Origin of the sequence: Parabacteroides faecis, from assembly GCF_014647375.1 — a bacterium.
GTDB classification, from domain to species: domain Bacteria; phylum Bacteroidota; class Bacteroidia; order Bacteroidales; family Tannerellaceae; genus Parabacteroides; species Parabacteroides faecis.
This window is the reverse complement of the sequence record NZ_BMPB01000005.1, coordinates 345,777-359,108: the sequence shown is the minus strand read 5'-3', so window position 1 is coordinate 359,108 and position 13,332 is coordinate 345,777. Positions and strand designations below refer to the sequence as shown.

The window sequence follows — 13,332 nt, the reverse complement described above, 5'->3', positions numbered from 1 at the left end:
CATGAAAAATATAAAATCACTTTGTGCAGTCAGCCTGATGGCTACAACCATGGCTTTCACTTCCTGTACGGATCTGACGGAGGAGCCATTCAATATATTGACAAGCGACAACTACTTCACAGACAAAGCGTCTGTCGAAGCAACCGTACTCCGCCCCTACGAACACGCTCAATGGTGTGGCTGGGACGGCGACCGCTGGCAGTTGCAGGAACTTACCGGCGACCATTTCGTCTGGACACAGAAAGGACGCCACGGCTACGACGACGGACAATGGGTCCGTCTGCACGAGCATAAATGGAATTACGATATGAACCAGATCAATGGAGGCTGGGTCGGTCCGTACCAGGGTATCCAACAGATCAATTCACTCCTTCGCGATTTCAATGTCCTGGACTTCCAGGCCATGGGGATCACGGATGAAGAGAAAAACAACTACATCGGCGAATTACGTACTTTGCGTGCCTGGTTCTATATCTTCCTGATCGACTTCTACCGGAATGTGCCTATCTTCACGGAAAAGGATGCACCGGACGAACTGCTCGCCCAGGCTACACCCGAAGAAGTATTCAGCTATATCGAGAGCGAACTGAAAGATGTATTGCCTCAACTGAAAAAAGAGAATATCGTCGGTCGTTTCACCCAGGCTCCTGCTGCGGCATTACTGGCCCGTATCTATTTCAATTCGCAGGTATGGCTCAATGTCGACCGTTCGGCAGACTGTAAAACATTCTGCGAAGATATCATTGCCGGTAAATACGGGGAATATCATATCAACCAGAACGATTACCGCGATCCGTTCCGCTCCGGCATCAAAGGATACAGGTCACCTGAATTGTTGTTCGAATTCCCCCACAAACGCAATGTGTACCAGTTCGGCGGTTTCCATGATTCTTTCCTGCATTATACTTCCGGCCAGGCTTTGGGTAATCCCGACGGTGGCAACAATGGTATTCACATGACACCTTCACGGGATTTCGATGGCAACGTGTATAGTTTCGCCAGCCAACTGGGAACCCCGTATGAAAAGTATGCAGACTGCGATTACCGTAAACAACCGTTCCAAATCACTAGCGCCAACGGCGATTACGAAGGTTTCTTTATGATCGGAACCCAATACAAGTTCGACTATACAAAAGGATACGGCTACACGGACGAGACAGTAAAAGGAACAGAAGAATACAAAGGTGAACCGTTGATCTACGTAGATCAGGTCGGCCGTTTCTCCGAAGGTCTCAGCACGGCTAAAGAAAAAGGTTCGCGCGTAACGACAGGAGAAGAAAATTCAGGCGTACGTTTCAATAAGTTCCCGTATCTGCAGGAAGGCGACGGACTATATATGTGCCAATCCGCACCGGAGATCCGTCTGACAGAAATCTATTATATGCTGGCAGAGATCAATTACAGAAGCGGCAACAAAGCTAAGGCTGCCGAACTGCTCGATTTTATCCGTGTCAGAAACTATCCGGCAGACGAATGGGGTAAATACAGCTATGTACAAAATCCGGCCCTGCTGACCGACCAGGAGTTTGTCGACGAATGGGGACGCGAGTTTATCGGCGAACGCCGCCGCCGTTCGGACCTGATCCGTTGGGGACGTTTCGGTAATGCCTGGTGGGATAAAGATGTCGATCCGTCGGATAAAGAATACACGATCTTCCCGATCCCTAAGCGCCAACTGGACGCCAACCCACTGTTAAAGCAAACGACAAAAGGCTGGTAATCATCTGATGAAACAACTATGAATAAGCGGCCGCATCTACTAACAATTCAGCACTTAATAATAAATTCCAGGCTGCTTATTCATAGAAAAAAAGGTTGCAACGTTCAGAACATTGCAACCTTTACTTTTATAAAGATGTATCTCTTTTTCTTATTTCTTGTTTTCTTCAATCCACTTGCGTGCATTTACAAAACCTTCAATCCACGGAGTTACTTCGTCACCTTTACGGTCAGCAGGATAATAACCGCACTGCCATGGGAACAAAGCACGTTCCAAGTGAGGCATCATAGCCATGTGGCGTCCGTCGTGTGAGCAGACACCGGCAACCGACCAGGGCGAACCGTTCGGGTTGGCAGGATAGCCTTCATAGTTATATTTAAGAGCAATATGATATTCTTTCTCTTCGTACGGGAAGCTGAACTTTCCTTCTCCGTGTGTGATCCAGATACCCAGTTTCTGTCCGCTCATCGGACCGAACATCACTGAATGGTTCTTCGGAATCTCTACAGAGATAAAGTTAGACTCCAGTTTGTGAGAGTCGTTATGCAACATCTTATGTTTCTTTTCGTGTTCCGGATAAACCACACCCAGTTCAGCCATCAGCTGGCAACCGTTACAGATACCCAGACTCAACGTATCAGGACGTACATAGAAGTTATCCAATGCTTTCTTAGCCTTTTCGTTATACAAGAAACCACCGGCCCATCCCTTGGCTGAACCTAAAACGTCGGAGTTGGAGAAACCACCGCAGAATACGATCATATTCACATCTTCCAGTGTTTCGCGTCCCGAAGCCAAGTCAGTCATGTGAACGTCTTTCACGTCGAAACCGGCCAGATACAATGCGTAAGATGTTTCACGTTCGCACTGGCAACCCTTTTCACGGATTACCGCAGCACGGATACCACTCTTACCTTTACGGTCGGGAGTCAGACCGTAGTCAGCCAGCTTACCGGTGAAATTCTTGCCGTATTTAAATTCCAGCGGCTGCATCTTATAGTTTTCGAAACGGTTGCCTGCGCATACGCTACCGCTCTGCTTGATATCCAGTTTGTAAGACGATTCGTACCATACGTCACGCATATAGTCGATACCGAAGTGATACTGAACACCGTCTTTTTCCACCAGGATATGACGTTCGGCAGTCGGTTTGGCAATGATAGCGAAACCGACACCGGCTTCTTCCATCAACTTTTCGAAAGTTTTCTTGTCTTTCACCTGTACCAGGATACCCGGGTTTTCAGCGAACAGGATCTTCACGATGTCTGTTTCAGACAGCTTATCCAGATTGACTTCCAGACCGCCTTCTACGTTTGCGAAACACATTTCAAGCATGGTAGTGATCATACCACCGGCAGAAATATCGTGTCCGGCAAGGATCAGACCTTTCTCGATCGCATCCTGTACGGCGTTGAACGCATCTGCGAAATATTCGCTATCCTTCACGGTCGGCACTTCATTACCCAGCTTGTTCAAAGCCTGTGCAAAAGCAGAACCGCCCAACTTCATCGTATCGAACGAGAAGTCTATATAATATATGTAAGAATTCTTTTCGTGAGCCAATACCGGAGAAACGATCTTGCGAATATCGCTTACCTCAGCACCTGCCGAAATAATTACCGTACCCGGAGCGATCACCTTATCGTCGCCATACTTCTGTGTCATCGACAAAGAGTCTTTACCTGTCGGGATATTGATACCCAGTTCGCAGGCAAAATCTGAAGCGGCCTGAACAGCCGTGTACAGACGAGCGTCTTCTCCTTCGTTGCGGCACGGCCACATCCAGTTAGCACTCAAAGAAACACCGGTCAACTTATCAGCCAGCGGAGCGAATACGATATTCGTCAACGACTCAGCGATAGCCATTACCGAACCGGCAGCCGGATCGACCAAAGCCACCTGCGGAGCATGACCGATGGAAGTAGCGATACCAGCCTTTCCGCGGTAATCCAATGCTACGGCACCCAGGTCACTCAACGGCAACTGCAATTCACCCTGGCACTGCTGACGGGCGATCTTACCTGTTACGGAACGGTCTACCTTGTTGGTCAACCAGTCTTTACATGCAACAGCTTCGAGCTGAAGTACGTTTTCCAGATAATGATGTATTTCTGAATCTTTGTAAACCACAGGAGCATAAGTTTCGCTCACTGTATGGTCTGTCATGATTGTTCTAGGCGGTTTACCGAACATATATTCCAGCTTAATGTCGATCGGTTTCACACCGTCGGCCTGCTCGAATACGAATTTCATATCGTTGGTCGTTTCACCTACTACATACATCGGAGAGCGTTCGCGGTCGGCAATGCGGCGTACGCGGGCAACGTCTTCTTCCTTCATCAGCAAGCCCATACGTTCCTGGCTCTCGTTTCCTACGATTTCCTTAGCAGAAAGCGTAGGGTCACCGACAGGCAACTGGCTCATATCGATATGTCCGCCGGTAGCTTCCACCAACTCAGACAGACAGTTCAGGTGACCGCCTGCACCGTGGTCGTGAATAGAGATTACCGGATTGTTGTCAGACTCTGCAATCGCACGGATCACGTTCGATACACGTTTCTGCATTTCCGGGTTGGCACGCTGTACGGCGTTCAACTCGATACCGCTGGTGTACTGTCCTGTATTTACAGAAGATACGGCACCACCGCCCATACCGATACGGTAGTTGTCACCACCCAGCAGTACGACCTTTTCACCCGGCTGAGGATCACCCTTCAAAGCATCGCGCATATTGGCATAACCAACACCACCTGCCAGCATGATCACTTTATCGTAAGCATATTTCTTATTATTCTCTTCGTGTTCGAAAGTCAGTACCGAACCGCAGATCAGCGGCTGGCCGAACTTGTTACCAAAGTCGGAAGCACCGTTGGAAGCCTTGATCAGGATCTGTTCCGGTGTCTGGTACAACCAAGGACGCGGGTCCATGATCTTTTCCCATTCACGAGCACCTTCCGTACGCGGATAAGCAGTCATGTAAACGGCTGTACCAGCGATAGGCAAAGAAGCCTTACCTCCGCCCAGACGGTCACGGATCTCACCACCTGAACCGGTAGCAGCACCGTTAAACGGCTCAACCGTTGTCGGGAAGTTATGTGTTTCAGCTTTCAGAGAGATAACCGATTTATATACCTTTGTTTCATAGAAATCAGGTTTGTCACCGCTTGCCGGAGCAAACTGTTCGATCACCGGACCTTCATTGAAAGCCACATTATCTTTATAAGCAGAAACCAGTTTGTTCGGGTTTTCTGCCGATGTTTTCTTAATCAGGTTAAAGAGAGAGCTTTCTTTCTCTTCTCCGTCGATAACGAATGTACCGCCGAAGATCTTGTGACGGCAGTGTTCCGAATTTACCTGTGCAAAACCGTACACTTCGCTGTCGGTCAGCTTACGTTCCAGCTTCTGGCTTACTTCGTTCAGGTAAGACACCTCTTCAGCACTCAGCGCCAGCCCTTCCTGTTGGTTGTAAGCTGCAATATCTTCGATATAAACAATCGGATCCGGTTGTTTACTGATCGTGAAGATATCCTGGTTCAGTCCGTTGTAAATGCGTTGCAGCATCGGGTCGTGGTCTGCCTCACCGGAAGATACAGGGAAGTATTCTTCGATACGTGAGATACCGCTCAATCCCATATTTTGGGTGATTTCCACGGCATTAGTACTCCACGGGGTGATCATTTCCCGGCGGGGACCAACATACCAGCCATCCAATGTTTCCGATTGAACGGGAGTTGCTTCACTAAACAACCAAACGAGCTTTTGAACATCTTCAGGAGAGAAAGCATGTGCCGCCTCAACAGCCAGCACCGTCTTTGTTGGAGATTGAAAGAATAGAATCATATCGTCGATTTATTAAGATATTCTTTGTGTGCGACGGATTTCCGTCCGTTCTGTAATCAGCTGGGGTATACCCTCTCGCTTACAGGGTGCAAAGATACAAAATAAGTTGGACTCCTATCCAAATTCCACAGAGGATTTCTCCACCTTTTTTAGGCAAAGACCAAGCTAAAAAAGAGACTAGATAACGAACAAATCAAACAAACTTGTATTTTTTTAGATTATATTATGAAGTGCATCACTATATCTATAACTATAAGAGCGATTATGCAATAGATCAGTTTATGACTCTTAGCAATCATTTTGGCATTTATATTGTTTTGTTGAGTTATACTATCTTTGCTTTCAGATAAGAGTTTCTGTGTTTTACTGGAGGATTCATTGATGCACGATGATACTTCTGACGATTTTGTGCCAATCAGAGTTTGCAGTTCTTCTTGTTTGCGCAACAACCCCTTTGTGACAGTTTCAATCATCCGTTTGCACTCATTTACATTATTATCTATTGCATTGAGTAAATCATCCTGAGAAGATTGAGATGAATCCAAATTTTCAGCAATATTTTCAATCTTTATCTTTAAAGATCGTATTTGATCCATTGATAAAGCAAAAGATTTCTCAATGGAATCTAAGCCACTGATTTGTCTTTTAAGGCTATCAATGTTTTCGTTAAGTTGAATCACACTCTTAGTAGCTTTCTCTTCAAAATTAGATGCTGCTTTTCCACAAGAGTCATCAAATGATTTATTAATTTTGTCGCATGATTCTTTTATTGAGACTAAAGATGAATTCATTTCTGTTGAAATAAAATTCCGGTGTTCTTTAGCTATAGATATCAATGCCTCTACACTTGATACAAGGTCATGGAAGCAATTAGTGCATACTTCAACTTTTCCTTGAAGCTGAGAGTATGCGTTTACAGTCTTTTCAACCTGTTCACGAGCCGAATCCACCTTTTGCAGATTCTTCTCCAAATTCTCTAATGCGTTATTTATATTGTAATCCATATAGTTGATATTTTTATTGTTAATACTTATCAGTGAAATCATCGAACCAATTTCCATGTTTGTACAACATTACGAGATCCTTTCCTTCCTTAAGGATTTTATTTTTCACATAATCGTCGTTTGAGATTGAAAGAAATGCATTATACTCGTCAATTAGTCCCATTACATTGATATTTTTTGATTTATCAAGCTGTATAAATCCATCTACATAGCTTGAAAGTGCATCTTTTTGCAATGTCGCATTGGTTCCCGTACCCAAAAAGGCTATACAATATGTTCTTAATAAGTGTAATACAGCGTGCTCAGGGTGTGCTCTCAATACCAATAAAGTTGCACCATAGAGATGTTTTACATTATCAACTTCGCTCCCAGAAGAATCTGTACGCATGGCCTTTATGTACTTTCTAACGAGTTCGAAACTTTCTGTTTTCTTATCCGTATCCATTTTCAAAGAGTAGGGATTTCCATCAATCTTATAATCATCCCTAGCATACTTTGAATTGAAGTATAAGTGAATAAACTCTTTCAGCCAATCTTCTCCTTTTTCAATACCATCTTCACATGCCAATCTCATATCTTCAATAGCGCGAAATCGTTTCTTCTCCAAATTATTGTAGACAAAACTGGCTAAATATGATAAACATTTATCAAGAATATTTCTCCCCTTTTGATTCTGAATTTCAGCAACTTTCTCTTCTGCTTGCTCTGACGAATAATACTTTTTAAAGAAATCAAGCATATAACCAAGATATTCTTGATCATCACGTTTTTTTATCATTAATTGATAGGTTTGTGTTCCATAATCAATAGTAACATCTTCTACCAAACCGACACAACACATTCTATAGATAGCCTTGTCGGTATCATCCTTATCTCTTTTTTTGCAGAATGCATTTTGTAATGGCCTATATATATCCGTATTAGCATGATAAATCAGCCATCGTGGGTCTTCTGATATTTTAGCAATTTTTGAAAGAAGAGAATCAAAGTCATTTATTTTATCCAATTTAAGCGAACCATGTTTCTGTTCGTTCGGTATATTCCATTGTTGAGCTATTGCAATCTGTTGAATTGCCTCATGAATATTTTGCACAAATACATCATAATTCTGCTGAATTTGGTTTTCCCACGAAACAGTAACATAAATATAGTCATCTTGTCCCATTGATTTGATAGCAGCATAAATACCGAAATCATCTACTTCAAGATCATCAATGGGATGATTAAGCCAAGCAGCATCATGTTGCGGATAATCATGTAAGATTGAGACCAGTTCGCTCATAACAGACTGACACAAAGCCATATCAAAACCTATAAACTTGTAAGTAACATGAAGATTTTCCAGGAATAAATAGCCGTATTGCTTGGATCCATCATCTTCAGATACGACCTGCAACGAATTCTTAGCGACATTCAATCTGATTCTATAATCTGTAGACCCAAGGTTATCTCGCAATTTTTCCTGAACTTCAAGAAATCGGCTTGGTTTTGTATTGAGAATACGATCTGTCATTTCGTTTAAGATAACCTTTTCTTTATACAGGCCTCTAAATGAATTATTATGAAACCAAAGCTCTATATTCTTATCAACGTTTTCATAGAAACCATGCCCTTTACAAATAGTGATAATCTGATTGGTTTGGCTTGAATTGCAACCATTTTCAAAACAAATCGTGGCTAAGTCTTCTGCCAGTATATATCTATTCCGATAGTTCCACAACCAAATCGGATCATTTTCTTTTCCCATGATATAACGAATATCATTAATCTTATCAACGGATAGATTGATGAATTCTGTTGATTCATATAACAAATAGGATATAGCATTTTTACGGTCACGCCCACCACGTCCCGCTTCTTGAACAAAGCTTTCTATTGAAGATGGATGGTTTACGTTAATCGTATATCTAACATTAGGTTTATCAATCCCCATACCGAAAGCTTTTGTGGCCACCATTACATTCTGCTCATTATCATTGAACGATTTCATATCTCCACTTGGCTTATCACCTCCAACAAACGTTCCAACATGAAGATCGCCTTTACAACATAATATATAAGAAGCTATGCCTTGTGTAGTATCAGTATCAATGACACCAAATGTGCCCCTTTTATGTGGACAGAATATGATACCTGCATATGGGAATAATTGATTATCATCGGGCTCGTAAAATTCATCAGGTATATAATTAGTAATCTTACAAGTCCCATGCTCATTTAAGCGTTCCAAGTCGTGGGGTATTTCATCAAAAAGCTCTCGAATTGCCTTTTTCTTAGCCTCTGCCACACATCCTTTTATAGTCCATTCATCACCGATCAGTAAAGTCGGTTGATGCATATCTCTGATAGTTGAGAAATCAGCATTTACCGGAACAGCTTTATAAGTGAGTTCAGGTCTGGTGTCATTTTCAGGTCTGATTATGGCTTCGCTATCAAACGACAGATCGCCCCCCAATGTAAGTTCTCGTTCCACGTCAGCTAAGACATCAAAAGAAGCAGTCGCCGTTAATCCTATTATGGATATTGGCTTTCCTGATTTTGTACACATATACCGAATCATGTTTCTTCCTAAATGTAAGTAGGAAGGCCTGAAATCATGGCCCCATTCAGAAACACAATGAACCTCGTCAATTACTCCATAGGAGAAGTAAACATTGTTCTTTGTTGACATTTTATAAAGAGATTCACGGAAATTCGTCATCATGAATCTTTCAGGAGACAGAAGTATAAAAAGCAAATTTCCATTTTGCATTTGGTTAAGATTGCTTTCTCTATCTTTTCTTTTCAGCGTACTATTTACACAAGCACTAGCATCTATTCTGATATCCGTTAGTCCACGACATTGATCCACCATAAGGGAAATAAGAGGATCTACAACTAAAGTAACACCAGGTTGAAGGACTGATGATATTTGATAAGTAAGGGACTTTCCACCTCCAGTAGGAAGCAATCCTATGGTTGTGTGATTAGATAAGGAACGACTTATAATAGGCAACTGACCTTTCCTAAAAGAACGTTTACGAAACACTTCATTAAGAAAATAAGTCAGGACCTTTTTGGGTCCCTCTAAATCCGTATATTCACCTCTTCCATTCTTATTGACCAATGGGACGTAGTTTATACTGCGAGCGCTGTATATTCTTCTTTCCTCTCTCTTGTAGTGAGAACTGCGAGCAATGTAATATGTATCTGCATCAATGCGCATAGGCTGTGAATCAATCTGAGCACGCAAAAGCATCGATATATCAATGCAAAAATCATATTTTCCTTCAGGTTGTTCAGTATAAATCCTATTTCCAAGATGAAGCTTGGAATTCTTAAATTCGTCCGTAGAGATTATATCCAGCCGAATAAAGGGAAGCTTAATGTCAGTTCCATCCAGTTCTGCCAGATGCTCAAATTTATCTTGCAAGTCTTTTATGGCTATTGCTGCACAAGGTATATCCCTTTCTATGACAGCAAACCTCCACGAATCAGTCTCCATGGTTAGATGTCCGCAGAGAATAGCTTCGATAAGCATTTTTTGAATACGAGCAATTGCAAAAGGAGCCAATGCCATTTCAAGATAGCTTCTCCAATCCCCCTCTATTTTTTTAGAATAGTTTTGTTTAATAATACTGAGATAATCAACGAAAGCTGCTTCATGCTCCCAATTGTCAATAAAAGAATTGTCTAACAAATTTGTCAGCCGATAAGTATCCCAATGATTTTGGGATGTCATTCTATCGCGGCGTTCATCCTTAATTCTATCAAATATGTTTGAATGGTATAATGAACCATCCACCTCAATTATGAAACCGACAGGAGATTCGCCGGTTGAGGTCCCATCACTCTTAGTATATGGCATTTCCAATGCAAAATCAACACGTCTGTCATATACAAATTGTTTATCAGGAATACGGACTAACGAAGAAAGACAACGTTGGGGTTCCAACAATTGAATTAGATATTCACTATTTTCATGTTTAAATTTATTTTCGATAAAAGCCTTTTCAAATGAACTTTCAAGCATATCCCCATTATAATACTCAGTTGAGAATCGTGGATCAATCACGTGAAGAGCTTCAAATAGAATTCCCCCACTAAGTGTCCCATTGGATTTATATCTCAGTGAAGGGCTATCAGCATCTGGAACACTAGATATTCCGTATATTTTTGAGAATATTTCTTCCAAAAAGACAGGGGCCAGAGTAGGAATTCCTCTTGTCACGATATTATTTACAACAGCCCATTTTGAATCCAAATCTTGTGGTAAGTCAAATGGCTTATTAGATATTACATCAAAAGCTGCGATTGATTTAAGAAGTTTTTCTGTATTCTCTGTATCATATTGTGACAACTCTTCTGATACAGCATCAATAATATAGCCGGCAAAAAACTGCTGTCTTTTCTTAAATTCGGCAATACGTTTTCTGATAGTATTGACTTCTTCAACCTTATCGATATTTTTGGAGAACTCACGAAGAGACATACTCCAATCATTAATCCATTTACCCTTTTCATAATTTTGAATAGCGAAAATTGTGTCCGGGCATACTGCTGCGATGAACTCATCCGCTCTCTTGTTGTTCGTATAGTAAGGACCTACACAGATAAAGTAATTGTCTCCTGCTATACTCTTCTGAAAGAGGTGAATGAACTCAGATAAATCAAAGAATTCTACATCAAGAATATTACTAAACAGATGCAATTTATGTTTTACTCTACCTACTATATCATTTTCTACAAGAGAATCAAAACCTTTTTGTACTTGACGTATTTCGATTGGTTTCTGATGATGAATAGCAATTACTGATAGGGCTCTATCTAGTGCAGCTTTTGACGGATCAATCAAAGTTATGCGTTCTATTTTAGCTTGAATGTGGTTGTTTTCAAAATAATCCAATAAACAAATCGAGGCAGTGCCCTGTCCGCAGCCCCAATCATAGATTTCGAACAATGTATTTTCAAAATCCATAGTAGACGGCAAACACTCGAAAGCCTCATGCAATTTGGCTTCATGCATCTTTCCAAAGCTTTTGAGATACATATCTAGATGCTCATCGTCATCAAGGATTCCTTTACCTCTTTGAAGTTCTTCGTATATCGTATCTTGTTGCACCTTACTTATTGTTCTAAGATGCTCCATAGCAACATACCTCATGCTACCGAATGAGATACGTTTTGTTTGCTTTAGATTATCAATAAATGCACTCATTCTTTTTACTTTCCGGTTATTGTTTCGCCTTTAAGCCCTGCTGCTATGGCTGATTTAAAATTCGCAATAGCTGTCTGCTTACTTGTATTTGCATAGCAATATTCGCATTGATGTGGACAAGTATCGTATTGTCCAATATCTTTGCTCACCATACAACCGCAAAGTGTTCGTTGGCCTTTGTCTTTATTATCTTTTCGCTTAATGGCATAGTGAATGCCATCATCCAGCATAATAGCATCAGAAGGGACTTTTTCTGACTCACCAAATAGGCTTTGAGGTAGGTTCTTTTGCCTTATCTCAACCCCAAGGAACTTCATCAGCGCCGAATCTTGCCAAGCGAATCTAATCATCAAGTTGTCATCAATGCAATGGTTCGGTAGAATTCCATATTCTTTGAAGATAGGCTTTTCTCCACAGGTGGCAAGTTTGTAATTCCATCCTTTACGTTGGTTAAGTTCTGAAAGTTTTTTAGCAAAGTCAACCATCAAATCTTCCGTCCATTCCTGATAAGGGATATTGTTGTTAATCAAGTTATTCCTAACTTTCTTGTATGATTCAATATCCGCAAAACTGAAAACAAGTTTTTCAGTATAGCCCAACAGCTGGTCCCCAATATTCTCTATCTTCTTAAGCAACTTGTCGGGAGATATGTGGGTTGTAAGCAATAATGGATCAAAACGCCAAACGACATGACCTTTACCCAATTTATCGACAAGCCTTTTAAAGGTATCTATTCTCTTATTGAGGGATGGAACGCCTTTCTCTAACCCTTCTTCAACGTAATCATTTAGGGTGTATTGAATATAACAGTTGATTTTTGGAGTATGCTGTGCCAATTCATCAAGATGAGAAATAAGCTTTTCCGGATTTTTCGACCAAAAAACAACAAACCGGGTATTCTGATAAGAGACATAACTTTTTTTCCCGTTAAAGGGATTTGTCCATGCTGAATATCCTTTAGCAAGGCGATAGAAAAACCAGTCTGCATAAAATGCCGGTATATCTGTACTTCTACTTGCTGATACGATTTCAGGGGCCTGTGCATCGGTACAAATCCCATTATCGAGTGTAATTGTTATCTTCCTCCAAGCCATTTTTGTTATTTAGAGCCTTTTTTAAATGATTGAAATAAAATATGGTAACTATATATCACTTTACAGTGAAGTGTCTTTTTGTAGATATGGTTGACTCTCTATAAGAATCCAAAATGAGAGAACAAAATTATCAACAAAAGCGAATACAGTATAGTCGTAATGAGGAAATCTACCGTCTTCGTGTAATAGAAGGACTGGACATATCCCCCATCATGGAAAAAATGCATGTAAGTCGTGTGACAGTTTATCGTTCATTATCTACTTTTGAACGCGATAATCCCAAACAGATAGAACAGATGAAGAAACAAGGTAAAAATGTGACTCCTGAAGATTACAAAGAATTACTCAAGGAGATAAGCGAGTTGAAGAAAAGCCTTGCCCAGGAACGCTTGCGTGCTGATTTTTATGAGGAAATGGTCGCTTTTGGAAAAGAAGTATATGGGATTGACCTAAAAAAAGCTGGCACCAAGTAGCAGG

Annotated in this window: 6 protein-coding genes; 2 read left to right on the top strand and 4 right to left on the bottom strand. The window is 41.3% G+C overall.

Features of this window, described 5'->3' with window-relative positions; all coding sequences use genetic code 11:
- Nucleotide 1: 1 nt before the first annotated feature.
- Nucleotides 2-1,720, top strand: coding sequence for a RagB/SusD family nutrient uptake outer membrane protein (locus IEY67_RS08975; protein ID WP_183671178.1), 1,719 nt, complete (start codon nt 2-4; stop codon nt 1,718-1,720).
- A 150-nt stretch (nt 1,721-1,870) separates the two neighbouring features.
- On the opposite strand, the gene purL is transcribed toward IEY67_RS08975, so the two are convergent.
- The 4 genes from purL to IEY67_RS08955 all read right to left on the bottom strand — a co-directional run bounded on the left by purL (nt 1,871) and on the right by IEY67_RS08955 (nt 12,855).
- Entirely contained in the window at nt 1,871-5,560 is a 3,690-nt protein-coding gene (gene purL, locus IEY67_RS08970) for a phosphoribosylformylglycinamidine synthase (protein WP_183671179.1), read from the bottom strand.
- A 218-nt stretch (nt 5,561-5,778) separates the two neighbouring features.
- The gene (locus IEY67_RS08965; protein ID WP_183671180.1) at nt 5,779-6,564 is read right to left on the bottom strand and encodes a hypothetical protein; all 786 of its coding nucleotides are present in this window, start codon (nt 6,562-6,564) and stop codon (nt 5,779-5,781) included.
- Nucleotides 6,565-6,583: 19 nt separating this feature from the next.
- Nucleotides 6,584-11,761: a DEAD/DEAH box helicase gene (locus IEY67_RS08960; RefSeq protein ID WP_183671181.1), complete on the bottom strand. Its 5,178-nt coding sequence runs from the start codon at nt 11,759-11,761 to the stop codon at nt 6,584-6,586.
- Between the two features lie 5 nt (nt 11,762-11,766).
- Nucleotides 11,767-12,855, bottom strand: a complete 1,089-nt coding sequence (locus IEY67_RS08955; RefSeq protein ID WP_183671182.1) for a DUF1848 domain-containing protein — start codon at nt 12,853-12,855, stop codon at nt 11,767-11,769.
- A gap of 113 nt (nt 12,856-12,968) precedes the next feature.
- On the opposite strand from IEY67_RS08955, the gene IEY67_RS08950 reads away from it, so the two are divergent.
- The gene (locus IEY67_RS08950) at nt 12,969-13,328 is read left to right on the top strand and encodes a hypothetical protein (RefSeq protein ID WP_183671183.1); all 360 of its coding nucleotides are present in this window, start codon (nt 12,969-12,971) and stop codon (nt 13,326-13,328) included.
- Nucleotides 13,329-13,332: the final 4 nt, after the last annotated feature.